Source organism: Haliovirga abyssi, from assembly GCF_030295325.1.
GTDB classification, from domain to species: Bacteria; Fusobacteriota; Fusobacteriia; order Fusobacteriales; family Haliovirgaceae; genus Haliovirga; species Haliovirga abyssi.
In genome coordinates this window covers 1,903,785-1,930,014 of the sequence record NZ_AP027059.1, presented here as the reverse complement: position 1 = coordinate 1,930,014, position 26,230 = coordinate 1,903,785, and the positions used below count along the sequence as shown (strand labels likewise).

23 protein-coding genes are annotated in these 26,230 nt (G+C 24.3%); 20 read left to right on the top strand and 3 right to left on the bottom strand.

Translation table 11 applies throughout. The features are described from left to right. Positions 1-58 precede the first annotated feature (58 nt). The 6 genes from RDY08_RS08565 to RDY08_RS08540 all read left to right on the top strand — a co-directional run bounded on the left by RDY08_RS08565 (position 59) and on the right by RDY08_RS08540 (position 9,266). A complete protein-coding gene (locus tag RDY08_RS08565) occupies positions 59-2,569 on the top strand; it encodes a tRNA wybutosine-synthesizing protein 4 beta-propeller domain-containing protein (protein ID WP_307903958.1) in 2,511 nt (836 codons plus the stop codon). A gap of 547 nt (positions 2,570-3,116) precedes the next feature. Then, on the top strand, positions 3,117-4,691 hold the full coding sequence (locus tag RDY08_RS08560) for a PD-(D/E)XK nuclease domain-containing ATP-binding protein (RefSeq protein ID WP_307903957.1): 1,575 nt from the start codon (positions 3,117-3,119) through the stop codon (positions 4,689-4,691). 98 nt (positions 4,692-4,789) lie between these two features. Continuing rightward, the gene (locus RDY08_RS08555) at positions 4,790-5,761 is read left to right on the top strand and encodes a lipid II:glycine glycyltransferase FemX (RefSeq protein WP_307903956.1); all 972 of its coding nucleotides are present in this window, start codon (positions 4,790-4,792) and stop codon (positions 5,759-5,761) included. A gap of 4 nt (positions 5,762-5,765) precedes the next feature. Further along, complete coding sequence (locus RDY08_RS08550; RefSeq protein WP_307903955.1) at positions 5,766-6,776, top strand: glycosyltransferase family 4 protein; 1,011 nt, start codon at positions 5,766-5,768, stop codon at positions 6,774-6,776. 114 nt (positions 6,777-6,890) lie between these two features. Next, positions 6,891-7,748 (top strand): PIG-L deacetylase family protein, encoded by an 858-nt coding sequence (locus tag RDY08_RS08545; RefSeq protein WP_307903954.1) that lies wholly within the window; start codon positions 6,891-6,893, stop codon positions 7,746-7,748. Positions 7,749-7,802: 54 nt separating this feature from the next. Further along, the gene (locus RDY08_RS08540; RefSeq protein ID WP_307903953.1) at positions 7,803-9,266 is read left to right on the top strand and encodes an oligosaccharide flippase family protein; all 1,464 of its coding nucleotides are present in this window, start codon (positions 7,803-7,805) and stop codon (positions 9,264-9,266) included. A 52-nt stretch (positions 9,267-9,318) separates the two neighbouring features. On the opposite strand, the gene RDY08_RS08535 is transcribed toward RDY08_RS08540, so the two are convergent. Continuing rightward, positions 9,319-10,317, bottom strand: coding sequence for a hypothetical protein (locus tag RDY08_RS08535; protein WP_307903952.1), 999 nt, complete (start codon positions 10,315-10,317; stop codon positions 9,319-9,321). A gap of 102 nt (positions 10,318-10,419) precedes the next feature. Here RDY08_RS08535 and RDY08_RS08530 point away from each other — a divergent pair, with 102 nt between their 5' ends. From RDY08_RS08530 to RDY08_RS08500, 7 genes are all read left to right on the top strand, one after another. Continuing rightward, positions 10,420-11,232, top strand: coding sequence for a tetratricopeptide repeat protein (locus RDY08_RS08530; protein WP_307903951.1), 813 nt, complete (start codon positions 10,420-10,422; stop codon positions 11,230-11,232). Beyond that, positions 11,232-12,386 carry an ArnT family glycosyltransferase gene (locus tag RDY08_RS08525; RefSeq protein ID WP_307903950.1) on the top strand — a complete coding sequence of 385 codons (1,155 nt, stop codon included), beginning with the start codon at positions 11,232-11,234 and terminating at the stop codon, positions 12,384-12,386. Before RDY08_RS08530 ends, RDY08_RS08525 begins: the two co-directional genes overlap by 1 nt. Then, entirely contained in the window at positions 12,383-13,150 is a 768-nt protein-coding gene (locus tag RDY08_RS08520; protein ID WP_307903949.1) for a tetratricopeptide repeat protein, read from the top strand. The genes RDY08_RS08525 and RDY08_RS08520 overlap by 4 nt, the downstream gene beginning before the upstream one ends. A gap of 345 nt (positions 13,151-13,495) precedes the next feature. Beyond that, a complete protein-coding gene (locus tag RDY08_RS08515) occupies positions 13,496-14,716 on the top strand; it encodes an ABC transporter substrate-binding protein (RefSeq protein ID WP_307903948.1) in 1,221 nt (406 codons plus the stop codon). Between the two features lie 62 nt (positions 14,717-14,778). Further along, positions 14,779-15,477 (top strand): GTP-binding protein, encoded by a 699-nt coding sequence (locus RDY08_RS08510; protein ID WP_307903947.1) that lies wholly within the window; start codon positions 14,779-14,781, stop codon positions 15,475-15,477. Further along, a complete protein-coding gene (locus RDY08_RS08505) occupies positions 15,474-16,484 on the top strand; it encodes an ATP-binding cassette domain-containing protein (RefSeq protein ID WP_372339413.1) in 1,011 nt (336 codons plus the stop codon). Before RDY08_RS08510 ends, RDY08_RS08505 begins: the two co-directional genes overlap by 4 nt. Before the next feature lie 20 nt (positions 16,485-16,504). After that, positions 16,505-16,750 (top strand): hypothetical protein, encoded by a 246-nt coding sequence (locus tag RDY08_RS08500; RefSeq protein WP_307903946.1) that lies wholly within the window; start codon positions 16,505-16,507, stop codon positions 16,748-16,750. 50 nt (positions 16,751-16,800) lie between these two features. Here RDY08_RS08500 and RDY08_RS08495 read toward each other — a convergent pair whose 3' ends face one another. Continuing rightward, positions 16,801-17,526 (bottom strand): substrate-binding periplasmic protein, encoded by a 726-nt coding sequence (locus RDY08_RS08495; RefSeq protein WP_307903945.1) that lies wholly within the window; start codon positions 17,524-17,526, stop codon positions 16,801-16,803. A 210-nt stretch (positions 17,527-17,736) separates the two neighbouring features. On the opposite strand from RDY08_RS08495, the gene RDY08_RS08490 reads away from it, so the two are divergent. The 7 genes from RDY08_RS08490 (at position 17,737) to RDY08_RS08460 (ending at position 23,751) form a co-directional block, all read left to right on the top strand. Continuing rightward, complete coding sequence (locus RDY08_RS08490) at positions 17,737-18,366, top strand: TetR/AcrR family transcriptional regulator (RefSeq protein WP_307903944.1); 630 nt, start codon at positions 17,737-17,739, stop codon at positions 18,364-18,366. Between the two features lie 38 nt (positions 18,367-18,404). Continuing rightward, complete coding sequence (locus RDY08_RS08485) at positions 18,405-19,283, top strand: hypothetical protein (RefSeq protein WP_307903943.1); 879 nt, start codon at positions 18,405-18,407, stop codon at positions 19,281-19,283. An 80-nt stretch (positions 19,284-19,363) separates the two neighbouring features. After that, entirely contained in the window at positions 19,364-20,050 is a 687-nt protein-coding gene (locus RDY08_RS08480; protein ID WP_307903942.1) for an ABC transporter ATP-binding protein, read from the top strand. Next, on the top strand, positions 20,047-21,228 hold the full coding sequence (locus RDY08_RS08475) for an ABC transporter permease (protein ID WP_307903941.1): 1,182 nt from the start codon (positions 20,047-20,049) through the stop codon (positions 21,226-21,228). The genes RDY08_RS08480 and RDY08_RS08475 overlap by 4 nt, the downstream gene beginning before the upstream one ends. Positions 21,229-21,253: 25 nt before the next feature. Continuing rightward, a complete protein-coding gene (locus tag RDY08_RS08470; protein WP_307903940.1) occupies positions 21,254-22,462 on the top strand; it encodes an ABC transporter permease in 1,209 nt (402 codons plus the stop codon). Positions 22,463-22,574: 112 nt separating this feature from the next. After that, entirely contained in the window at positions 22,575-23,321 is a 747-nt protein-coding gene (locus tag RDY08_RS08465) for an outer membrane lipoprotein-sorting protein (RefSeq protein WP_307903939.1), read from the top strand. Positions 23,322-23,409: 88 nt separating this feature from the next. Beyond that, positions 23,410-23,751, top strand: coding sequence for a tautomerase family protein (locus RDY08_RS08460; RefSeq protein WP_307903938.1), 342 nt, complete (start codon positions 23,410-23,412; stop codon positions 23,749-23,751). Between the two features lie 54 nt (positions 23,752-23,805). Here RDY08_RS08460 and RDY08_RS08455 read toward each other — a convergent pair whose 3' ends face one another. Continuing rightward, positions 23,806-26,070 (bottom strand): HD-GYP domain-containing protein, encoded by a 2,265-nt coding sequence (locus RDY08_RS08455; protein WP_307903937.1) that lies wholly within the window; start codon positions 26,068-26,070, stop codon positions 23,806-23,808. Between the last annotated feature and the right edge of the window lie 160 nt (positions 26,071-26,230).

The window sequence follows — 26,230 nt, the reverse complement described above, 5'->3', positions numbered from 1 at the left end:
TTACTGGGGTTATTATAGTATTAGATAGAATTCAAAATAAAAAAGGGAGGATGATTTTATGAAAAAAGTATTTAAAATATTAATGGTGGTGCTTTTTGTATTAGGAATCATAGGATGTTTTAATCAAGACAAAGAACTAAAAAAAAGTAAAGCGAAGTTATCATTTAATTATAAATTAGCCACAATAGCAAGCAAAGTAGTGACAAAAAGAACAATGAGAGCACCTGGAGCAGTTAAAGGAACAATGAAAGTAACAAATATAACAAATAGTAAAATAGAAACTTTTGATTGGTATGGCACATTGGATGAAGAAAATTTTGTAGCAAAATCAAATAGTACTATAATTCTATCTCCTGGAACATATAATATAGAGTTAATATTCACAAGTGGAGGATATCAGTATATAGGGAGTGCTTTAAATCAGATAATAATAGATGGAACAAATAATATAAATTTAATTCTTAAACCAGTAATAGGAGAAACATCTACTACAATAAATATGAATCAGCTTACTTCTTTGAAATTAAAATATGATACAAAAGAATTGTCTGTTCTGAAAAATCCGGTAATAGGGATGATAGTAGATAATGGAGATGAAGTTCAATTTGCAATAAACCCTGAAATAGGGATAACAGAACAGTATATAAATTTAAATATGGGAGAACATAATATAAAACTGAAACTATATGATGATGGAGTTCAAATAGGTAAATCTGTTGAAACACAGGAAAATGTGATGTTGGGATTGACAGATATAGATATGGATCTGATACCACTACATGGTGAAACAGTATTTAATTTAACATTAGATGGAGGAGATGCGATATTTAAGTTTAATATTCCAAAAGAAGTAATAGAAGAAGTAAATGGGATTGAAAACTTGAAATCTATTTTTAAGATAGTGGGACCTGTGAATGGACTTAGAGAACAACAATTAAATTTAACTTTAAATAATGATGGAAACTATGGAGCAGAAATAACATTAAGCGATTATAGATATGATAAAGTAACAATGACTATGGAATTTTATGATGCCTCAAAAAATCCTGAAGATATAATAGGAAGTAGCATACTAGAGAATGTAGAATTAAGAAAAGAAAATCAAAGCTTAACTTATGATTTGAATTTAAGAAGAAGAGCAGTGGCAACAGGTAATCTTCTTGGAGTGGTTGGAGTAAATGTATTTGATGCAGAAAATTTACCAGTAAGTGGAGCCAAAGTATATGCTGACGGGAAATTATTAGGTATAACAGGAAGTGGAGATTTTGGAACAGCAGGATATTTGAAATCATATCTTGTAAAAGGGGATTATACATTAATGGCAGAAGGAAATATTTATAAAGGAGAAGCTACTATAACTTTAAATGCATTAGGAATAGAGAATAAGAATATAATATTAAATACGTTAATAAATAATGTACCAGAAGCTCCAAGTAATCCTATACCAGAAAATGGAACAACAGTGACAAATGGAGACTTAACGTTATCTTGGGATTGTAATGATGTAGACGGAGACAGTTTGAAATATGATATTTACTTGGGAGTAGATAGTACATATTTACCAATGGTAGCAAGTAATTATGTGACAAGTAGTTATAATGTAACTGGATTAGTAGATAGTACGTATTATTGGAAAGTAGTAGCTAAAGACGATAAAAATGGAAAGTCTGAAAGCAGTATATGGAGTTTTAACATTGTTCCAAATAATGGATTGGAAATTTTAAACAGAACTAGATATTCTTTTGATGGAACAGGAATGGCACCTGCCTATACAAATAATGATAATTATCTATATGTATTTGGAGGGAGTACAAATTCTGGAACTGGGACATCAGATAAAGTACAAAAAATTAATTTATCTGATGGTAGTTGGGAAACAATTGCGACTATTCCAGAAGAAAAAAGAGGTTATGCTGGAATAGCTTTATTAAGTAATAAGAAGCTATATATTTCGCCCTATGTAATCCCAGGAGGAGGTTCATTAAATGAAATAACAGTGTTAGATTTAACTACAAGTGAATTTACTTATTTAAACGTTAATAGTTCATTTAAATATTATAGAGATGGAGCTTTTGTAATGGATAATAAATATTTTTGTAAATTTGAAAAAGATAATAATAGATTATTGAGAATAGATGCTTTAACTGGAGTAGAGAATAATATAACGAATATATTAAATATTCCTGACTTAGATAGAACGGCTGTATTTTATGAATCGAACAAGGTATATTTAGTTTCTAAAGGAGAACTATGGTATATAGATTTAGCAGGTGATAAAACTTTTAAATTGGTGGTAAATAAAGATAATTATAAAATTGGATATTATTCTCCATATATTTTAAAAAAAGGAAACTATTTATATATTTTTAATATAGAGACCTCAAATGGAAATTATGGACAATATAATTTAATTACAGGAGATTATAAAGTATTTGACGGAGATTTATTTGAAAATTATTATTCTAGAAGACCAGCATTTGCGTTTACTAATAATAAGTTGTGGGCTGCAGGAGGAAGAAAGAGTAATACTGAGCTTATAAACAAAATTAATATGGTTGAATTTAAATAGAAATTAGAATAATATAGATATGTTTGCCCCACAAAAAGGTATTTATTTTTCTTCATACTACTATATAGAGTGTTCGAGCGTTTTTACGAAACTATATATAATGGAATGATTTTAGAAAACTACCTTTTGGGGGTCTAATCATAAGATATGGTAAAATTAAGCCTATCAGTTGAAGTTTATTCAATTGATAGGTAAATTAATTTTAGAAAACTATTTTTGGGATCAAATTAGAATATGTTCGAACAACAAAAAAATAGTTATTATTGATATAAACTATTTTTTTGTTGTTTAACCATATTATATCTTATATTATAGGGAAAATAGGAAGAAATTTTTTGATGATTCTGTCAAAATTTAAAATAGTCACAAAATTTATGTAAGATATAGGTTAAAAGCTATGTGTCTGTTTGAAAGAATAATTTAGGAACGGTTTAAAAATAACCTTTCTATTTTGTTTTAAAATACGCAATGATTCAAGCATATTTATAACAAAATATAAGAAACTTATTTTTTAAACGTTTCTTAGGATTAAAAAGGAGTTGAAAAGATGAAAAAATTAGCAGTAGATATGTCAAGCTTTGGGACAATAATAAGAGATGATTATTTATACATAGATAAAACGCAATATATATACGAAATGGTAAGTAAGGGGAAATATTATTTTTTATCAAGACCAAGAAGATTTGGGAAAAGTTTGACAGTTAGCACATTGGAGGCATTATTTAAAGGTGAGAAGGAGTTATTTGAAGGGCTATATATAGAGGGTAAATATAGAGAATGGGATGAGTATCCAATAATTAAGTTGGATTTTAATAGAATAGCAAATGATACAAGCGAAAAATTAAAAAAGAATTTAAAAGAAGAACTAATGTTAATTTCTAAAAAATATGAAATAGATTTACTGTTAGATGATCCGGAAAATATGTTTAAAAATTTAATAGAAAAATTAAGTGAAAAATATAAAAAGGGAGTAGTAATATTAGTAGATGAATATGACAAACCAATAATAAGCCATTTAGGAGAAGAAAAGGAAAAGTTAGATATAGGAAAAGCCAATAGAGAGATACTAAAAGTGTTTTATGATAATTTAAAACCATTAGAGGATTATATAAGGTTTGTATTTATAACAGGAGTAAGTAAATTTAGCAAAGTATCAATATTTTCAACATTAAATAATTTAATAGAATTAGATATACATCAAGACTTTGCAACATTTTTAGGTTATACTAAAGAGGAGTTACATAAATATTTTGATGAATATATAGAAATGGTTGCGAAATCTAATAGTATAAGTAAAGAAGAGATGTATCTAAAGATAAAAGAGAAATATAATGGATTTAGATTTACCGAAGAAGAATATAGTGTATATAATCCATTTTCAATAGGGAGATTATGTATATATAAAAAATTAAAGAATTATTGGTTTGAAAGTGGGACGCCAACATTTTTAGTAAATCTAATGAAAGCAAGGAATTATGATGTAACAGAAATGGAAAACTTAGAATTAGAAGAGAATTCAATAATAGCTTATGATATAGAACGATTACAATTAGAGCCATTGATGTTTCAAACGGGATATTTAACAATAAAAGATTATGAATATGGAATATATAAATTAGGGTATCCTAATAAAGAGGTGGAACAAGGATTTACTGAGCAATTAATATCAAGTTATGTAGGGAAAAATGAAGGGGTAACTTCAATAAAAATGATGAGACATTTTGCGAGAGGAGAATATGAGGAATATTTCGAATTAATGAAAGGGTTATTTGCGAAGATACCATATATCTTAATATCAAAGGATTTAGAAAAACGAGAATTATATTATCATAGTATATTTTATATGATAAATATATTAATGAAAGATTATGGATATAGAGTATATGCAGAAGTATTAACAAATAAAGGAAGAATAGACATGGTGATAGAGACAAAGGATATGATACATATAGTAGAATTTAAATGTAATCAAAATGTGGATATTGCAATAAAACAGATAAGAGAAAAAGGATATGCCAAGAGATATATGGATATGGGGAAAGAGATATATTTGGTAGGAGTAAATTTTGATACTGAAAAGAAGAATATTAGTGAATGGAAAATGGAGAAGAGGGAAGGATAAGTAGGAAGTGGAATAGAGTTATCCATTTTTATTTGTTAGGAAAGTATAAATTTCTGCATAAAATAAGTTACGCCATAATATAAAAAAGAGGTGCTAAAATGAAAAATATAACGGTAAATATACTAAATTATGAAAATATAAATAAAGAAGAATGGGATTATATTGCATATAAATTTGGAAAAGATATAGACTCTATTTATGATTATCAAGAAAAATATTTACAAACAGGTTATAAAGTTTATGGAATAGGGGCATATGAAAATGGCAAATTTATAGGTGGATTATATTATGCTTTAAAATTAAATTTTATTTTTTGTAAAATTTTAGTTGGAGGTATATTTGCTTTAGATGATAGAGTTGATGTGGTAGAGTTACTAATAAAACAATTAAAAAAAGTTATATTATTTAAAGCCCCTTTATTTAATATAATTATAGGCGGAGTAAATTTTAAATTTGAAGGGTTATTACAAAAATATTTTAAATATTCAAAAAAAATAGGGACTATAATTATTGATATAACTAAATCTGAAGATGAGTTAAGAAAAAAATTAAACAAAGGAACAAAATGGGGAATTAATAAAGCTAAGAAAGATGGGTTATATTGTGAAATTGTAGAAAAAAATGAAGATTGGATGAAGGCATATGAGATTTATAAAGAGATGTGTATAAGAAAAGAATTGAATATACATTCTTTTGATGAATTTTCTTCTCTAAAAGAGATTAAAAAATTATTGATTATAAAAAAAGAGAATGATATTATTGGTGGAAGTATATTAATTTGTTTTGGAAATAGTATAAAATTAAATTATAATTTCTCTAAAACAGAATATTATAAATCTCAACCAAACAATCTTTTATATTGGGAAAGTATACTATTTGGGAAAGAAAATGGATATAGTTTTTTTGATTTAGGTGGGATAAGTTTAGAAAAAGATGATGGTATAACTATATTTAAAAGAAGATGGGGTGGAGAGGAGTATCACTATAACAAATATTCTACTTCCCCAATTATATTTAATATAATTCCTAAATTGGGAAAAATAAAAAATAGATTATTAAATAGGAAGTGAATTAATGGATAATTTAAAAATAGTATATATTGAAAAAAAAGCACATAAATTACATAAAGAGTTTGCTAAAAGTGTAGGAGTAGAGGAGTTTTCGTATTTTTTATTACCTATTTTTGATAGAGAATTTATCAGGAGAAATGCTATTTTACATCAAATTTTTTCAATGTTTTCTATTTTTTTTATACCAAAAGCAGATATTTATATAGTGGATGCAATAAATAAAAGTTTACCTGTAATTATAAAAAAGATATTTAATAAAAATATAAAGATAGTAGCAATAAATTCGAACTCTTTTTTTAGAGATTTAGAATTTGATAAAAAAATAGTTTTAGATTACAAATTGTGGCTTTGTAAATATATTGATGGAATAATCTCTACTACTTACGAAATAAAAAAAATAGCAGATAAATATATAAATATAAAAAATGAGGTTGTTTATCCTTTTATAGATACAAAAAGATTAGAAAATATAAAAATAGATTACAACAAAAAAGCAATTCTTACAATAGGAGGACCTTCTAAAATAAAAGGGACTGATATTTTGATAGAAGCTTTTATAGGATTTAATAAAAAATATAAAGATTATAAATTATATATAATTGGAGAAGATATTTTATATAATAATTATAAAAAGAGATATTCTGAATATAAAAATATAATATTTACAGGATATGAAAAAGATATAAGAAAATATTTTGAAAAATCAAGTATATATATACAACCTTCAAGAAGTGATGCAGCAGGAATGGCTGTATTAGAAAGTATGTATTGTGGAATATTGCCAATAGTTAGTAAAAATGTAGGATTAAAAGAGATTGTAGAAAAGGTAGAAAAAAATTTTGTAATTGATTTAAGTAAAAAAAATATAGTTGGAATATTGGAAAGTATAGAAAAAAAAGAGTATAATATTAAAGAGTTAGGAGAAAAAGCAAAAGAGGTAACAAAGAAGTATTCAGAAGATAGGCAAAAGGAGAAATTTAAAAAAGTTTTTTTGAGTGTTTTAAGGAACGTTTAAAAAATAAGTTTCTTATATTTTGTTATAAAAACGCTTAAATCGTTGCGTATTTTAAAACAAAATGGGAAGGTTATTTTTAAGCTGTTCCTAAATAATTAAAATTGGAGAGAAATTATGGAAAATATAATAATATTTGCACCACATCCTGATGATGATATTATAAATAATAGTTTAATGATGAAAAATGAGTTAAAAAAAGGGAATAATATTACAATAGTTTATACAACTCAAGGAGCTAAAAATAGTGAAAAAAGGTATATAAAAGCAAGAAGAGTCGCAATAAAGAAGACAATAAAAAAATATTTTAAAATCCCATTAAAAAATCTAATTTTTTTAAAATATGAAGATACAACACTATATAAAATTGAAGAAGCTAAAAAATTATTTAAGGATATAAATGAGATATTAAAAAAAATAAAACCGAATAAAATATTTATCCCAACATATGAAGGTGGACATATTGACCATGATGTTACCAATTTTATTGTGATGAAAGCAATAGAAAAATTAAAATTAAAAAGTGAAATTTTTGAATATCCAACTTATAATAATTACATGAATTTAAAAAGATTTTATCTATTTTTTATGAGGGAATTTTTAAAAAATCTGAAATTAGATAATACAAAATATCAACTGCCTAAAGAATTTATACCATATAATAATAAAAAGCCTAAATTAATAAATATTAAAAGTTCCAAAAAAGATTTAGAATTGAAATCAGAAGTTATTTTAAATTATCATAGATTATCTGAAATATTCATGAAGAGAGATGTAAAATTAAATAAAACAGAAAGAGGAACTGATTTATATATAAAAAAAAGAGAGTATAATTATAATAAGCCACCGCACAGCTCTTTTCCAGTTCCATTAGGGATAGTTTTAGCAAATAAAGTTAAATTTAAAGAGTTTAAAAATATGGTTAAATATATGGAAAAAGAGATAGAAAATGAAAGAGATGATAAGAAGATTTAAGTTATTAATAGATGTTGTAAAAAATATTATTTATAAGTACAGAAGGAGAATAAAATGCCAACATTAAAAAGAAAAATTTACTGGAATTTAATATTAAGTTATGGTGGATTATTAATTAGTAGTTTTTTAGGATATTTGGCAAATATTTTACTTGCTAGGAAAATTTCTTTGAAAGAATTTGGAGATTTTTCTACTATATGGGGATTTCTAATTTTATTTTCTATTTTTCTTGATTTAGGTTGGAGTTCTGTAGCTCAAAGATATATTCCAAAATTTAATATTAGAAAAAAAAATGGAAATATTAAAGAAATTATAATAGTTTCTTCAGTATCACTCTTATTTAATGGATTAATTTCCCTAATTATTCTATTTTTTTTATCAGGATTAATTAGTGATTTATTAAAGATAAAAAACAGTAATCTATTTTTTATCTTTTTTGCTGGAATTATAGTAATGGTTTTAGAAAATTTATATAAAACTTTTGTAAAATCTTTTCAAGATATAAAAAATGTAAATTTTGGAGAAATAATAAGAGGTATTATATATCTTTCAGGTATATTTTTTTATCTTAATAATAATTCAAATTTGACAAAATTATCTAAAATATTGTTTGTAAGTTATTTTATAGAAATAATTTTTTTTATAAAAATATTATTTCCTAAAATTAGAGGAGAAAAATTAAAATTATCTTCTAAGAGAATCAAAATATATTTTATATATGGTTTTTTAACTATAGGAATAGGATTTAACAATTATATTTTAAATAATATAGATATACTTATGTTATCTGTAATAAAAGACAACATTTCAGTTGCAAACTATAAAGTAGCAGTAAATATTTTTAAAATATTTGTAACTCTTTTTTCTGGAATATTTGTTTTTTTTACTCCTCTTATAGGAGAGTTGTATGCTAAAAGAGATTTTGAAATATTAAAAGAATTAATTGAAAAAATATATCTATTTTTATTAGCAGGAATGGTTCCTATTTTTTCAACGCTTATAATATATCCAATGGTATATATTAATATTATATATGGTACAAAATATTATAGAGCGTATGGAGGATTATCTTTATTAAGTTTTGGATTAATATTTTTGATATTAAGCTATATTAATAATGGAATATTATATGCAATAGGAAAACCAAAAGAAATTTTAAAAATTACAATTGTAGGAACAATAATTAATGTAATATTAAATTTAACATTAATTCCATTTACAGGTTTGTATGGAGCAGCTTTTGCTACATCAATTTCAAACTTTTTTATGTGGATTTATACTTTTTTCGTTTCTAGGAAAGAGTTAAAGTTTAATGTGAACGGATGGAAACTATTAAATTTTCTCATAGCAGGATTAATTTTTATTATAATAATGGTTGGATTTAGAATGTTGTTAGATTGGAGTATTTGGATAAAAGGACCAATATCTTTTGCAGTAGCATTAATTGTATATAGTATATATATTTTTATAACGAAAACAATAACAAGAGAGGATATAAAAAAATTAGTAAAGATATAAAAACTCTAGGAACGTTAAAAATATAAGGAACTTATTTTTAAGCCGTTCCTAACTAATTTTTTTTCCAAAATCTAGGAGCTATTTTCCAATATAAAACTAATTTTTTTCTAATATTTTCACTTGGATTTTCTAAAAATTCTAAAGTAGAAAATATCTCATCTATAAATGGTTCTCTTATAGAAAATATAATTTTATTATTATATTTGTAATAATTTATCATAAAAAATAATCTTGTATATAAAATAGCAGGGAAAGGTGCATTAATTTTTTTTAGTTTGTTTAATGCAGTTTTTTTATCTGTTTTAAAATATTCGATTATTAATTTATCCCAAACAATTTTTAAAAAAGTTATAGCATTTTCAAAAAGTTTTTCAGGAGTTTCTGTATAGTTATAATTTTTATATCTAAATAAAAATGCTTTTTCTATCTCATTTTTTAATTGTAAACTTATCTCTAAACTCTTAATATCTTTTTGCCTTTCAAAATTATCAGCACTGTATTTGTTCTTTAGTATAAGAAATGCTTCACTAATACCTAATATTAATTTTGAATAATAATAATAAAATTTTTCAATATCTTTAATTATCAATTTATTGTTTGATAAAGAAAAAGTAGAAAAAAAAGGATTGCTTCTAAAAGTTAGAAGTCTAAAAATTTCCCAATTAGGTATTTTATCTAATGAAAGTTTATTTTGTTTTTCTCCTAAATAAACTATTCCAGAATTATTAAACTCAAAAAACATTAAATCTGGTCGATAATATATTGAAGGCGCAACTAAAAGTAAAGAACATTCAATGTCTAAATTGATAAAGATATTGTTGAAAATATTTCTTAATATTTTTTCATATTTAGAAGAGATAAAATTTGTAATGGCATAAAAATCAATATCACTATATGGATATACGGCCTGACTTCTAGCAGCAGGACCTGTAATACCAAATATTTTGATATATTTAGATAGATTTTTATTAGATTTTATTTCAAGAATAAATTTATTAATTAAATCTTGTAATTTTATTTCTAATTTTGGTTGTGGATTATAAAAAAACATAATTAGCTCCTTTTAAAATTTAATATTGAGGGTAGCAATTCAATTGTATTAAAATTATAACATAAAAAAATACAAAATACAAAACAAAGAGAGGTGCTTTTATTGAAATTATTAAATAGGTTATTAATAGCAATATTAATTATGCTAACTATTGTTACATTATTTAGAAATATGACTTGGCTAACTGGAGTAACTCTAAATATGGATATAGCTAAAAAAACGCCTAAAAAAGCAAGAGGATGGATAAATTTAGGAGTAAATTATTATAAAGAAAAAGATTATGATAATGCAATAAAATATTTAGAAAAAGCTATAAAAATAGATCCGAGATATCCACATACTTATGTAACAATAGGAAGGATTTATGTGAAACAAAAAAAATATAAAATAGCTTTTGACTATTATAAAAAAGCAGTAAAAGAAGATGATTCTTTTTCACCTGCATATGAGGCATTAGCAGATTTATTTAAAGAATTAAAAAATAGAGAAAAAGAAACGTTTTTTTTAGAGCAAATAATGGATAAAGGAAAAAATGAAGATAAAAATAATTTTAAAGTATTATTAAGATTAGGTAAAAATTACATTGAATTAAAAAATCCTGAAAAAGCTTTGAAATATAATTTGAAAGCATATGAATTAAATCAAAATGATTATAATGTACTTACAAATTTAGGAGTAGCATATTCATTAAATAAAGAATATGAAAAAGCTGAACCTTTATTAAAAAGAGGAATAGATATAAAGCCAAATGATGGGAAAGCATATAATAACCTAGGAATACTTTATTATAGAATAGGAGAAAAAGAAAAAGCTATAAAAATATTAACAAAAGGCTACGAAATGTCAAAATCTAAAACTGTATTAAGAAGTTTAAACATAATAAAAGATAGAATAAAAAAAGGAGAGAATAAATAATGAAAAAATTAGATGTAATATATAAAAAGCAGTGGATTGCACTAGCGGTTATATTTTTAATAGGATTAATAGCATACTCTACAAGCTTTATGGGGAGTTTTCACTTTGATGATTATTCCTCAATAATATATAATTATGAAATAAAAAATTTATGGTCAGCATTTTTAGATATATTTAGAAAAAGCTTTAGTAGTAGAAGATTGGTTTACTTTACATTTGCAATAAATTATAAATTGGGTGGATTAAATCCAATTGGTTATCATATAGTAAATTTTATTATACATTTTTTTTCAGCATTATTTGTCTATTTGATTTCAAAAAATATAATTTCAAAAACGAAATTAAAAACATATAAAGATGAAATCTCATTTTTTATAAGTGCTATATTTATAGCACATCCAATAACTACACAAGCAGTTACATATGTTACACAAAGGCTAGAGTCAATGGCTTCAATGTTTTTTTTAGGAAGTTTTTATTTTTATTTGAGATATAGAGATACAATTAAAATCAAATATGTCATTTATAGTGCTATAATGATAATATTAGGTTCGAGATGTAAGGAGATTGTAGTAACATTAGGTGGAATAATATTGATTTATGAAATTATTTTTGGTAATATAAAAAAATTGAAAAAAAAAGATATTGGACTGTTTTTATTAATATCATCATTAGCATTAATACCATTTTGGATAAGGGTATATAAAGCAGTATCAGTTGATAAAGTGCAAATTATAAAAACATTTGATTTAAGACAAGAACATAAAAAGAGTATGACAAGAGAAGATTATTTGAGAACAGAGATGAATGTAGTGAGAACATATTTAAGACTTATGATTTTGCCAATAAGACAAAGTTTGGATTATGATTATAAGATACAAAAAAATATGGATTTAATAACTTGGTTATCTCTTGTTTTACATATAGGATTAATTTTAATTGCTATATACAATATTAAAAAAAATAAATTTTATGCTTTTGGAATTTTATGGTTCTATGTTGTTTTAATTCCTACATCTACAATAATTCCAATAGAAGATGTGATTTATGAACATAGAGTATATTTACCTTCTGTAGGATTTATATTTGCTTTTGTGGGAACTTTATATTATTTAATCGATAAATTTAATAATAAAGTGGAAGATAAAAAATGAAAAAAAATTTATGGGCAATATTATTATTATTAATTTTAGTAACAGGGTATAGAAATTATATTTATAAAGATGATTTGACTATATGGAATGATGTATATTTGAAAAATAGGAAAAGTATTATAGCTAATTATAATTTAGGAAATGCGTATAAAGATATAGGAAATTATAAAAAAGCAGAAATATTTTATAAAAATGCTATAAAAATAGATGATAAATATATGTGGGCATATAATAATTTAGGTAAATTGTATTTTGAAAATAAAGAATATAAAAAAGCTGTTGAGATAAATTTAATGGGGATGAAAAAAAATAAAGAATGGTACAACGGGTATATAAATATAGCAGAAATAATGTTGGAAATAAATAATTTAGATAAAGCAGATTTATTATTAAAAAAAGCATTAAAATTAGGTTGTAAAGATGAAAAAGTTTATTATTTATTAAGTAGAATAGATATATTAAAAAATAAATTAGGAAAAGCTATTTTACATTTAAATGAAGGAGTAAAGAAAAATAAAAAAAGTGAATTATTATATAATCAATTAGGAAATGTATATTTTTTAGAAAATAAATTAGAAAAAGCAAAAATATATTATTTGAAAGCGAAAGAAAATGGATATAAAAAAATAGATTTATATCAAAATTTAGCTAAGATATATTTTTTAAAAAAGGACAAGATAGAATTAGATAAAGTTTTGAAAAAATTGCCAAATAGTGATGGAATTAGAAAAGCTATTGAGAGAAAAAGAGATAATGACAATTGATGATTAAAAGATAAAAGAATAAGTATTAATATATTTCTAAAATTAAGTTTTTTATTATAAATTAGATAGATTAAATAAAAGATACCTCTCCGTCAGCTTTGCTGCCACCTCTCCTGGAAGGAGAGGCTTTTTTTGGCTCTCCATTTGGGAGAGCTGGCACGATAGTGACTGAGAGGGTGTTTTTTTTATTAAAAGATAATATCGTAACAATTAATACTCTTTGAACCTAGTAATTACAATATTTTTTTGAATTTTGATTTTAATTCCATTCCGTAACGTTTGTTACAGAAATATTCTTGACAGAAATGGTATACTTAGTTCAAGAAAATGAAAGGGGATGAAGTTATGAATAATAAATATTTTAATATATCTGATACTTTATATGATATAACTGAAAAATATAAAGAAACAATAGATATATTTGTGAATAATGGTTTTGAAAATTTGAAAGAGGAGAGTCAAAGAAAAAGTTTTGGAAGTTTAGTTACACTTGAACAGGCATTAAAAACAAAAAAAATTGATATATCAACATTTGAAAACTTGTTAAATGAAGTGATTGATAAAAATATAAATACAACAGCTGTAGATTCGCAAGGAAAAAATGATTTAGAAGATTATAAATTGAAAATTCAAGGATTATTACCTTGTCCAGTAAGAGTTCCAATGTTAAATGCTTTTGAAAAATTCATAGCAAATAAACCTGAATTAAAAAATAGTATAAATTATGAATTAAAAGCTGCTTCTATGGGGTTAGATTGGTTAAAAGAGGATTTAAAAAATGGAAGCGAAAAAGATTTATCAGATATATTTATATCAGCAGGTTTTGATCTGTTTTTCGAAGATGAATTAATGGGACAATATAAAAAAAGTGGAGTTTTTAAAGATATTACAGGTTTGAAAGAATATAATAAAGAATTTACTGATTTGAAAGATCCAAAAGGTGAATATTCAATGATTGGAGTAGTGCCAGCAGTATTCTTAATTAATAAAGAGGCGTTAAATGGGAAAAAAGTTCCTGAAAGTTGGGAAGATTTATTAAGTGAAGATTATGCAAATAGCGTAAGTTTACCTGTAAGCGATTTTGATCTATTTAATGCAATACTTATAAATGTATATAAAAATTTTGGAATGGATGGAGTGAGAAAACTCGCTAGAAATTTACATCAAAGTCTACATCCTGCACAAATGGTAAAATCTTATGTGAAGCCTGAGCCACCATTAATCACAGTAATGCCATATTTTTTTACTAAAACAATTAATGAAAGAAGTCCTATGAAATATGTATGGCCAAGTGATGGAGCAATTATAAGCCCAATATTTATGCTTACAAAAGCTAAAAAAGAGGATGAATTAAAAGAAATTGCTGAATTTTTCAGCTCAAAAGAGGTAGGAGAAGTTTTATCTCATCAAGGATTATTCCCAAGTATAAATCCAGATGTAAAAAATGGTACAGAAGATAAAAAATATATGTGGATAGGTTGGGATTATATAGCTGAAAATAATATTGGGGAACTTTTAAAAAAATGTGAAATAGAATTTAAAAAGGTAAATTTAGGAATGTCTTAAAAATAATCTTATTTTTTAAACGTTCTTTGAATAAGTAAAACTAAAAATTAGGAGTGATAAATATGAATTTAATAACTATATCAGGGCCTCCTTCATCGGGGAAAACTGCAATAATAACAAAATTAATAAAATCGTTTAAAGATAGAAAATTAAATGTAGGAGTTGCAAAATTTGATTGTTTATATACAGATGATGATTTGATTTATAAAAAATTAGGGATACCAGTATTAAAAGGATTATCTGGTTCATTATGTCCTGATCATTATTTTGTAAGCAATATTGAAGAAGTAGTAGAATGGGGAGTAAAAAATAGCTTAGATGTATTAATAACAGAAAGTGCGGGATTATGTAATAGATGTTCGCCTTATATTAAAGATGTAAAAGCAGTATGTGTCATAGATAATTTGAGTGGAGTAAATACGCCAAAAAAAATAGGGCCTATGCTTACAATGGCAGATATAGTAGTAATAACAAAAGGGGATATAGTATCACAAGCAGAAAGAGAAGTTTTTTCTTCTGGAGTAGCAATGGTAAATCCAAGAGCTACAATAATGAATGTAAATGGATTAACAGGTCAAGGAGCGTATGAATTAAGCACTTTGATATATGAAAATGACCAACATACAGATAGCGTAAAAGGGCTGAAATTAAGATTTTCTATGCCATCAGCTACTTGTTCATATTGTCTTGGAGAAACAAGAATTGGAGCAGAACATCAATTAGGAAATGTAAAAAAAATAGAAGCAGGTGATTTGAAATGATTAAATTTGATAAGATAAAAAAGATGAAAATAGATGAATTATTAAAAAAATATTCATTTATGAGTAACTATTTTGAAACTAATAATTTTGAAAATTTAGATTATAAATCTACACTAGAAGAAAATATTAATAAATTAGATAATGAAGAATTAGAAGAATTAGGAGTAAAAAAAGATGATATTTTATTAAAAATAGAAGAATATATTAAACAAATGATAGAATTCTTGGGAATAAAAGAAGATGACGATGTTAATTCTATCTCTATAATAGCAGGAACTAATAAATTTGGAAATGAAGAAAAATATGAAGAATTAAAAATAAAAAAAGGTGAAATTATATGTATAGTAGGACCAACAGGAAGCGGGAAAAGTAGATTATTAGCAGATATAGAATGGGTTGCAGATAGAGATACACCTACAAATAGAAAAATACTTATAAATGGAAAAAATCCAGATAAAAAATGGAGATTTTCTTCAAGTAATAGATTGGTGGCACAACTGTCTCAAAATATGAATTTTATAATGGATTTAAGTGTAGAGGATTTTTTACAGCTTCATGCCAAAAGCAGATTAGTAGAAAATCCAAAAGAATTAATAGAAAAAATAATAAATTCTGCAAATGATTTAGCTGGAGAAAAATTTGAAAGAGAAACTCAAATAACAGATTTAAGCGGTGGGCAATCAAGAGCATTAATGATTGCAGATACAGCAATTTTGAGTAAATCTCCAATAGTTTTAATAGATGAAATAGAAAATGCTGGAGTTGATAGGAAAAGAGCTCTGGAACTGTTAATTGGCGAAGAAAAAGTTGTATTAATGGCAACTCATGATCCAATGTTGGCTTTATTAGGAAATAAAAGAATTGTAATAAACAATGGTGGTATAGAAAAAATAATAGAAACAACAGAAGAGGAAAAAGAAATTTTAAAAGAATTAGAAGTTATTGATAAAAGAATGCAGGGATTGAGAAATGGACTAAGATATGGGGAAAATTTATCAAATATTTAAAAAATGGGAGAGTGGTTATTATGTCATCACATGATGGATGTGCAGCAAGTTTTGAGAATGGGCAACAAGTTGTGGATAAAGTTAGAGCAATGGGATTTACAAATCAATATTTACCAGTACCTTTGGAAATAAAATGTAGTTGTGGAAATGAGTTTAGAATGGAAAAATTTGAAAGCGTATGTGATAAGTGTGGAATGGTACATGGGGTAACACCTTGTCATGCATTTGATGCTAATAATGTTAAAAAAGCTGGTGTGGGGTATTAATACATAGAAAAAAGAGCCGAATTTACGGCTCTTTTTATTTTTGAAAATCTTTAATTATTCCATTTTTCAAATATTTTATCATAAGTCCCATTTTTTTTAATTCTATCAAGAGCATTTTGTAATTTTTTAACAAGATAATCAGGAGTATCTTTATTAAATGCCATATAGCCTCCAGTAGAAAGAGCATCTAATTTATAAGCTTTTTGAATTAGATTAGGGTCTTTATTATATTTTTTCATTAAAGCGTAAATAACACGACCACCATATGGAAATAAATCTGTATGCTTTTCTAGTAAATGTTTAATTCCAATTTCTGAATTTGAAGTAATAAAAATGTTTTTATCAAATGTTTGTAAATATTGAGTGGTAATATCATCGCGGACACCTTCTATGCGATATTTATTGATATCTTCAATTGAATTAATTATAATATTTTTTCTGGATTTTAGTTTGAAAATATATAAATCAATATGAACAATAGGACCAACCCATTTAAAAAGCTTTTCTCTTTTTTTAGATTTTATTGTTGTATAAAGTATCTGATTTTTTTTAATTAAAGTAGTTTTATATGCTCTAGCCCAAGGATAAATTTTAATATTATAATCAATACCTGCTTCTTTAAAAACAGCTTTTACAATATCAGTAGATACTCCTTTAATAACACCATATTCAGAATAATTAAACGGTGGATATTCTTCTGTTACTACTTGAATAGTTTCTCCAAATGATGTAATAAAAAATATTAATATAGCAAATATAATAATAAATTTTTTCATGAGAAGTCATCTCCTTTATTTTTATTCTAACTATAATATACGATATAAATAAAAAAATCCTTTTTTTACTAAAAAAGGATAAATTCATTCAGAAAATAAGTTACGCTGTTTTTTTAAAATATACGATTTTTTATTTGACAAATAAAAACAAAAAGAGTATACTTTTATTAGACTGACGGTCAGTATAAAAAAGGAGGCGAAAAATAAAAAATGAAAATAAATAAAACAAAAGAAAAAATCTTTAAAATTGGGAAAAATAAGTTTGCGGAAAATGGTTACGAAAAGACATCTATTGAGAGTATTATAGAAGAAGCAAATATTGCAAAAGGAACATTTTATTATTATTTTAAATCAAAAGAGCAATTTTTAGATGACTTAATGGATTATATGTTTTTGAATGTTTTAGAAGGTTTTGATAAAATTATAAATAATAAAAATTTAAGTTCTAAAGAAAAACTTTTTTCTATTTTAAAAAGAATGATAAATATGAAATTAAATGATTCAGATTTTACTAAAAAAATGGCAGATGCAATATTAAAAAATCAGATGGAGATAATATTTTATAAATTTACAGAAAAATATGTAAAAAAATTATTTCCATATCTAAAAATTATTGTGGAAGAAGGAGTTGAAAACGGAGAATTTGAGCTAGAATATATAGATATTACTTTAGAACATCTTTTGCATATGATATCTTATTCTGGTGATATAAAAAAACTTATATCAGATAAAAATTATAGAAAAGAGTTTGTACTCGCACGTGAGAGAATATTAGAGAAAATTTTAGGATTGAAAAAAGGTAAAGTTACAGTATTAGAAGAATTATTGGAGTTAGGTTAGAGTAGAAATAATAAATAAAAAAAGAAAGGAGAATTAAAATGAAAAGAATAGCAAAAGGTATATTAACATTTTTATTATTATCAAATATTATATTTGCAGCAGATTTTTCTGTAGGGATTACTACAAAATATTTTCAAAAGAAATATGGTGAATTAAGATTATCAACAGATATTTCAAAAGATGATTTTTATTCAAAAGGGGAGATTTTAATTGATAATAAGAGCGAAACTATTATAAATAAATTATATTCAGAATTTTATATTGGAGATATAACTTTATCATTAGGAAGGCAAAATATAGATTGGGGAAGTAGTTATTTTTTTAATTATGGAAATGTATTTAATAATATTAATTGGGAAAATCCAAAAGAGCAAGGAAAAGGGGTGGATTCATTATATGTAAAATATATAAAGGGGTTATCAAGGCTAGAAATGGTTTTGTTTCAAAAAGAAAAAGAAAATGAAAATTTAGGAATAAGATATACAAAAACTATTTTAAATAGTGAGTTAATGGTAAACTATTTTAGAAATTATGGAAAAGAAAAAGATGAATTATTATTAGAATTTAAAGGAAATTTAATTTTAGGAATTTGGGGACAATATCTTGTTAAAAATAAATTTTTTAATGTAGGAGCTGATTATTCTATAGATATATTTGATAATGTATTATATCTGTTGACTGAATATGAATATAAATTAGATAGTAATAATAAAAAGACATTTAATATGTATAGATATAATTTAAGTGAAAATGCTTATTTTTCTCAAACTTTAATATATGATTTTGAAAATGCTAACTACAATTGGAATGCTGATTATTCATATATATATAATGATTATGTAACATTAGATTTTATATATAAGGATGATAATTTGAATAATAGTGAGTATGGAGTAAAGATGGATGTGGAATTTTAAGCTAAAAGATAAAAGAATTTTAACCACAGGATAAAGGCGGATAAAATAAAAAAATAAAAATGTAGAAAGGGGTATTATAAATGGAAATGATAAAATTGGAAAGTGTAGAAAAAGATTATGGAAATAAAAAGATTATGGTAAGGGCATTAAAGGAGATTAATGTAAATATACCTCAGGGAGATTTTGCAGTCTTTGCAGGGCCATCTGGCTCGGGAAAAACTACATTATTAAATATAGTAGGTGCAATGGATAATGTTACAAGCGGAAAAGTATTTGTAGCAGGAAAAGATATAACAAATTTATCAATAAAAGAAGCTTCAAATTTTAGAAGAGATAAAATAGGATTTATTTTTCAAAGCTATAATTTGATTCCAGTATTAACAGCTTATGAAAATGTAGAGTTTTCACTTGATCTGTTAGGTAAATTTAGTAAAAGTGAAAAAAAGGATAAAATAGAAAAAATATTAGAAGAAGTTGGAATACAAGAATTAAGGAATAGACGTCCAAACGAAATGTCAGGTGGACAACAACAAAGAGTAGCAATAGCAAGAGCATTAGTGAAAAAACCAATGTTAATATTGGCTGATGAACCAACTGCAAATTTAGATAGTGTAACAGGAGAAAAGATTTTGGAATTAATGAAGAAATTAAATGAAGAGGAAAAAGTTACATTTCTGTTTTCTTCCCATGATCAATTAATAATTGATTATGCTAAAAGAATTCTTTGGCTAAGAGATGGGAAAATAAGAAAGGAAGAGATAAAATGATAGTTAAAATGGCATATAGAAATGTTTTTAGGCATAAAATAAGAACAGGACTTACATTGGTAACAATAATTTTTGGGATATTAATTGCAATATTAGGAGCAGGATTAAATGATGGATTAAAAAAACAGTTAATAGATACATATGTAAAAACGGATATTGCAACAAATAAAATTTATCTTAAAGGATTTTATGAGGATAAAGATAATAATAATCCATTAGATTTTATGATAAAAGATGAAAAAAAATTGGATAAAATTCTAAAAGGTTCTATTTACACAAAAAGAATAAAATTTTCTGGAAAAATTATAAAAGATGATTTAGATATGCCTGCAATGTTTTTAGGGGTATATCCCAATGAAGAAAAAAAAGTATTTAAAAGAGAAAAATATATGCTAAAAGGTAATTTTTTTAAGAATAAAAATGGAGTGGTAATAGGAAGTGAATTAGCAAATAATTTAAAATTAAAAGTAGGAGATGGAATAACCATAACGGCAAGAACTGTAGAAAATAGTTTAAATGCAGATGATTTGATTATTAGCGGAATTATAAAAACAGGAAATCCTCTGTTAGACAGTAGATTAATATTTTTGAATATTGATTATGTGAAAAAATTTATAATAACTAATGGGATAAATGATATAGCTGTTTTAGGAGATATAGCAAACAAAGATAAATTAAAAGATATTAATTGTGAGGCAGTTAATTGGAAAGATGAAGTGAAAGATGTAATATTAATAACTCAAATAAGAGGAAAAGCATTTAATATAGTAAGTTTTATTTTGCTCGCTATGGCAGGGATTACAATAGCTAATACAATGGTTATGGTTACAATGGAGAGGAAACAAGAGATCGGAATTATGATGGCAAATGGAATGAGTAAATCTAAAATTTTAAAATTATTTATTTTTGAAGGAGCGTTTGTAGGAGTTATAGGAAGTTTTTTAGGAGTTTTTATAGGAAGTTTAGTAACAATACATTATCAGAAAGTTGGAATACCAATAAATGCAGGGGATTCAGGGATAGATTTACCTTTATCTGATAAAATATTTATGCAATTAGAATTTTCAAAAGTTATAGGATATTTTATATTAGGATTTGTAATATCAGTTGTAGCAGCATTTTATCCAGCGTATAAAGCTACAAAATTTAATCCAGTAGAAGCGGTAAATGGAAATTAATTATAATAGAAAAGAGGTGGGAATTTTGTTCAAAATAGCATTTAGAAATATTTTTAGGAATAAAAAAAGAAGTTTGTTAACAGCAATGTCAGTTGTAGTTGGAGTAGCTGGAATTATAGTTGGACTTAGTTGGATAGATGGTACAGTAAATATGATGGAAGAGGCAGGAAGAAGAGTTACTGGAGATATTAGGATTACATCTAAAGATTTTGATATAAAAGAGAAATCATTAGATGTAGAAGCTTCAATTGAATATAGAAATATAGATAAAGTTATGAAAAATATAAAAGGTATAGAAAATAGTGTTCCTAGAATAAAATTTGGTGGAGCTATGTTTTTTGGAGATGAAAATATAGCAGGACTGGGATATGGTATAGAAAAAAAAGATTATAATATAATAGGGTTTGATAAATTTATTTATAAAGGAAGATTTTTAGACTATTCAAATGAGAATGAAATAATTATAGGTAAGACAATAAAGGATAAATTAAATTTAAAGATTGGAGATGAAGTTACACTTCTTACAAACACAATAAATAAAGAGATGTCAGCATTAAATTATAAAGTTGTTGGATTTTATAAAATGGATAATAGCAAGCTAAATAGAAGCTATTATATTAGATTAAAAGATGCAGAATATCTATTAGATATGGATGGATTAGCTACAGAATATGTTATATATTTGAAAAATAAAAAAGATATATTGAAAAAAAAGTTAGAATTAAAAAACAAGATAGTTAATAAAAATTTAGAAATAAAAGGTTGGAATGAGATTGGTTTTAATAGATATACAGCAGGAGTATTTCCTATTGTAAAATATGTATTAGCTTTAGCATTAGCAATATTGTCTGGAGTAGGGATAGCAAATACAATGTTAATGGTAGTATTTGAGAGAAAAAAAGAGATAGGAGTATTAAAGGCTCTTGGAATGTACAGATATAAAATATTTAATATGTTTGTACTAGAAGGAGTTATACTTACTTCAATAGGAGCAGTATTAGGAATAATGTTAGGAGGCGGAATATCTTACTATTTTTCAATAAAAGGGATACATTTAGGAAATGTAGTAGATAGACTTTCAAGTGATATAAATGTAAAAAGTACAATATATATGAAGCCAACTTTAGGAACAATATATTTTGCAATAGTTTTAAGCTTAATAATATCTGTATTAGCCACGACTATAGTTACTTTATATGAAGTAAGAAAAGCTCCAGTAGAAAATTTGAGATAAGAGAAATCCAAAAAAGCCTCTCCTTTTAGGAGAGGTGGCAGCGAAGCTGACGGAGAGGTAGGTTTTTTTAGACTTTATGATAGAAAAATATAATAATAGGGAGATGATAAAGATGAATAGAAAAAATGTGATAAAGAATTTAATTATTATGATTGCTTTGTTAGCAATTTTTAATTTAGGGTATGGAATGACAGGAGATGAGATATTAAAAAAAGTGGATGAAAATATAACTCCAAATAGTATAAAATATAACGGTGAGATGATAATTTTTAAAAGAGGAAGAAAATATACAAAAAAAATGAAAATTTATGGAAAAGGAACAGAAAAATCATTTGTAGAATTTACATATCCTTCAAGAGATAAAGGGACTAAGTATTTAAGAATAGGAGATAATATGTGGATGTATTTACCAAAAGCTAATAGAACTGTAAAAATTTCAGGGCATATGCTTAGACAAAGTATGATGGGAAGTGATTTTTCATATGAAGATCAAACAAATAGAAATAAGTTGTATGATATATATAATTCTAAAGTAAAAGAAGAAACAAAAGATTTTTATCTATTAGAATTAGTTGTAAAAAAAGGAGTAGAAACAAGTTATTACAAAAGATTAATTTGGATAGGAAAAACAAATTTTAATTTAATCAAAGAAGAGATGTATGCTGTTTCTGGAAAATTATTAAAAGCTATGACAGTTTTAAAAAATGATATAATAGATGGAAAATATTATCCTTCAGATATAAAAATGGAAGATAAAATAAAGAAAAATTCATATACTGAAATAATTATGAAAGATATAGAGTTAGATGTTAATATAAAAGATAGTATGTTTACATTAAGAGCCTTAGAAAGAAAATAAGATTGGTGTTTTTGTAGGGGCAATTCATGAATTGTCCTTACGGATGTAATATAAAAATATATTTAAAATATCGAAAGGAGAGGTAAACATGCCATATGTAGGAAATGAAATTTCAAAAGAGGTTACATTAGAAGAAAAAGATATATTAAAATCTAAAATCGCTAAAATTTTAAAAGAAACAGCAGGAAAATGTGAAAAGTATATAATGGTTAGTTTTAGAAAATCAGAGATATATTTGGGTGGAAAACAAGGAGAATACGCTTATGTCGAATTAAAATTATTAGGAAATCTGACAAAAGATCAGAAAAATGAAATAACTAAACAAATGAGTAAAATTTATAAAGAAATATTAGGAATATCAGATGTATATATTACATTTCATGAATTGGAAAGAGAAAATTGGGGATATAAAGATAAAACATTCGCATAGAAATAATTAAAAAAATATATGTATAGAAAATAAAAGAAAAAGAGAAAATCAATTTTAGATTTTCTCTTTTTCTTTTATAATTTTTATTAAAATATCAGCAATATCTGAATCAAATTGTCTGTTTTTATTATTGATTATTTCAGTTATTGCTTTGTCTTTCGATAAAGCAGGCTTGTAAGAACGCTCATGTGTCATTGCATCCCAAGCATCTGCTACAGCTATAATTTTTGATGCAAGTGGAATATTATTGCCATGTAACCCTTCTGGATAACCTGTTCCATCAATTCTTTCGTGATGATGTAAAACAATTTTTGCTATATTACCTAAAAATTCAGATTTATTAAGAACCTGATAAGCATAATTAGTATGTTTTTTTATAATTTCAAATTCCTCATCTGTAAGTTTAGATTTTTTATTCAAAATTTCACTTGGAATAATAATTTTACCTATGTCATGAACTAATGATGCCCAGTAAATTTCATCTAAAGTTTTTTCATCGAGTCCCATTTTAGCGGCTATTTTTAAGGATAAATCAGCTACTTGCTGCGAATGCCCTTTCATATATGTTTCATGTATTTCTAAAAGGTTGATCATGGAAAATACAATATCTTTTCTAAATACTTCTTTTTGATTTATATATTTTATAATAGCAAAGAATGCTGTAGAAAAACTTCCAATAGCTTTAACAATATTTGTAGATGAAGGTGAAAAATGTTTTATACTATTTTTAGAAATATCAATAGACATTCCACCTACAATTTCATCATTAACTTTAAATTTATAAGCTAATGTAGTTTTTATTGGTTTGGAAGCTAATTTAATTTTTTCAAATAAATCTTTTGGAAAAAAAGAAACATCTTGATCAAGTATATTTTCAACTATTTCTATAGAAGAATTACCATATTGAAAATATTTTTGATCAATATGTATTTTATTTAATAATTTTTTATTATGTCCAACAGCATCTATATAATGCACAAAACCATCTTTTATTAAATAAACAGTTCCATAGTCAGCTTCTGGAATAAGTTTTAAGGCTGTATGTAATATAAATGATAAGAAATCAGTATCTTTATTAACAGCTTTTTCAATTAAGCTAGATGATACAGATAATAATTGCTCCATTTTTTCATTAGTTTCTTCAACTATATCATATGATTCTTTTAATGTATCATTCATTGCTGCTAATTCTTCAAATCCAGCAGTAATTTCATCAGCCATATTTTTATAAGTTTCAATTAAAAAATTAAATTCTTCTATATTGTTGTTAGAAGAAATATCTTGACTATTTAAAATTCTATCTTTTGAAAACAGTTTCATACTTTTAGTTAATTCAGAAAAGGGTTCCGCAATCTTTTTATATGTTGTTTTATTAATAAAAAAAGCAATAGTTATATATACAATTGTAAATATAATTAATATAAAAATAATAATGTAATTTTTGTTATTTAGTGAAGCTAATGAGACATTAATTTTATAATAATATTTTGAAGAAATCACATTTTTTTTATAAGCAGATTCCCACGATAAATACATTTCATATTTATTAAATCCAATTTTATTTATAATTATATTCTTTTTATTTAATTTATTTATAAATTTATTAGATAGATTATTTTTATTATAAAATAAATCTTGTCCTAAAGAATCGTAAAAACTAATATCTGTAATAAAATCATTATTTTTCTTTAAATTGGAAAAAGATGATTTTAAATTTTCAATAAAGGAATTATCTAGAAAAACTCCTAGTTCTAAAATATCTCCATTATTTAGTTTTGTATAAATAAACTTTCTAAATCTTTTACTTGATACTTCAAAATTTATTTTCCCAATTAAGATATCACTAGTTTTTAAATCCCTTAACATATTAAGAGATTTAAAATTAAAAATATTTAAATTTAAATCTTTTGGATAATTTGTAATATAAATTTTACCTTTAGGATTTATTATATAATAATTAAGAGTACTAACATAAAAATTTTTTTTAACATCTAATTCTTTATTTATTTTATTTAATTGTTTTTCTATATTTTTTTTTGAAAAATTATTTGTTTTATTTAATTGTTTTTTTAAACTTATAATTGCAGTTTTTAATGAAAAATTAAAAGAATTTTCGTAACCAGAAAAACTATTATCAAAATTATCTAAAATATAATTAGAGGAGTTAATTATATTATTTAACGCTAATTTTTTAATGTTGTTATTTGTAATAAGAATAGTAAAAAGAAGAGCAATAATGATAAAAGCAATATTAATAGAAATAATTAATAAGTTATATTTTTTTAATATATTTTTTAATGAAATAGTTTTTTTATTCATATTAAATCCCCCTTTTTTATTTAGAAACGATTTAAAAATAATCATATTATTTTTTTAATAAAATTATACTTTCCTAACAAATAAAATATTAGGAAACTTATTTTTTAATGTTTCTTTATTCATATTAAAATTTTACCATTAAATATAGAGAAAGTCAATT

What these genes read in the sequence shown, in the direction of transcription:
- RDY08_RS08550 (WP_307903955.1), top strand. Translation starts at nt 5,766, where the DNA reads ATGGATAATTTAAAAATAGTATATATTGAAAAAAAAGCACATAAATTA.
- RDY08_RS08495 (WP_307903945.1), bottom strand. Translation starts at nt 17,526, where the DNA reads ATGAAAAAATTTATTATTATATTTGCTATATTAATATTTTTTATTACA.
- RDY08_RS08460 (WP_307903938.1), top strand. Translation starts at nt 23,410, where the DNA reads ATGCCATATGTAGGAAATGAAATTTCAAAAGAGGTTACATTAGAAGAA.
- RDY08_RS08555 (WP_307903956.1), top strand. Translation starts at nt 4,790, where the DNA reads ATGAAAAATATAACGGTAAATATACTAAATTATGAAAATATAAATAAA.
- RDY08_RS08565 (WP_307903958.1), top strand. Translation starts at nt 59, where the DNA reads ATGAAAAAAGTATTTAAAATATTAATGGTGGTGCTTTTTGTATTAGGA.
- RDY08_RS08500 (WP_307903946.1), top strand. Translation starts at nt 16,505, where the DNA reads ATGTCATCACATGATGGATGTGCAGCAAGTTTTGAGAATGGGCAACAA.
- RDY08_RS08515 (WP_307903948.1), top strand. Translation starts at nt 13,496, where the DNA reads ATGAATAATAAATATTTTAATATATCTGATACTTTATATGATATAACT.
- RDY08_RS08535 (WP_307903952.1), bottom strand. Translation starts at nt 10,317, where the DNA reads ATGTTTTTTTATAATCCACAACCAAAATTAGAAATAAAATTACAAGAT.
- RDY08_RS08455 (WP_307903937.1), bottom strand. Translation starts at nt 26,070, where the DNA reads ATGAATAAAAAAACTATTTCATTAAAAAATATATTAAAAAAATATAAC.
- RDY08_RS08525 (WP_307903950.1), top strand. Translation starts at nt 11,232, where the DNA reads ATGAAAAAATTAGATGTAATATATAAAAAGCAGTGGATTGCACTAGCG.
- RDY08_RS08540 (WP_307903953.1), top strand. Translation starts at nt 7,803, where the DNA reads ATGCCAACATTAAAAAGAAAAATTTACTGGAATTTAATATTAAGTTAT.
- RDY08_RS08520 (WP_307903949.1), top strand. Translation starts at nt 12,383, where the DNA reads ATGAAAAAAAATTTATGGGCAATATTATTATTATTAATTTTAGTAACA.
- RDY08_RS08485 (WP_307903943.1), top strand. Translation starts at nt 18,405, where the DNA reads ATGAAAAGAATAGCAAAAGGTATATTAACATTTTTATTATTATCAAAT.
- RDY08_RS08475 (WP_307903941.1), top strand. Translation starts at nt 20,047, where the DNA reads ATGATAGTTAAAATGGCATATAGAAATGTTTTTAGGCATAAAATAAGA.
- RDY08_RS08510 (WP_307903947.1), top strand. Translation starts at nt 14,779, where the DNA reads ATGAATTTAATAACTATATCAGGGCCTCCTTCATCGGGGAAAACTGCA.
- RDY08_RS08490 (WP_307903944.1), top strand. Translation starts at nt 17,737, where the DNA reads ATGAAAATAAATAAAACAAAAGAAAAAATCTTTAAAATTGGGAAAAAT.
- RDY08_RS08545 (WP_307903954.1), top strand. Translation starts at nt 6,891, where the DNA reads ATGGAAAATATAATAATATTTGCACCACATCCTGATGATGATATTATA.
- RDY08_RS08465 (WP_307903939.1), top strand. Translation starts at nt 22,575, where the DNA reads ATGAATAGAAAAAATGTGATAAAGAATTTAATTATTATGATTGCTTTG.
- RDY08_RS08505 (WP_372339413.1), top strand. Translation starts at nt 15,474, where the DNA reads ATGATTAAATTTGATAAGATAAAAAAGATGAAAATAGATGAATTATTA.
- RDY08_RS08560 (WP_307903957.1), top strand. Translation starts at nt 3,117, where the DNA reads ATGAAAAAATTAGCAGTAGATATGTCAAGCTTTGGGACAATAATAAGA.
- RDY08_RS08480 (WP_307903942.1), top strand. Translation starts at nt 19,364, where the DNA reads ATGGAAATGATAAAATTGGAAAGTGTAGAAAAAGATTATGGAAATAAA.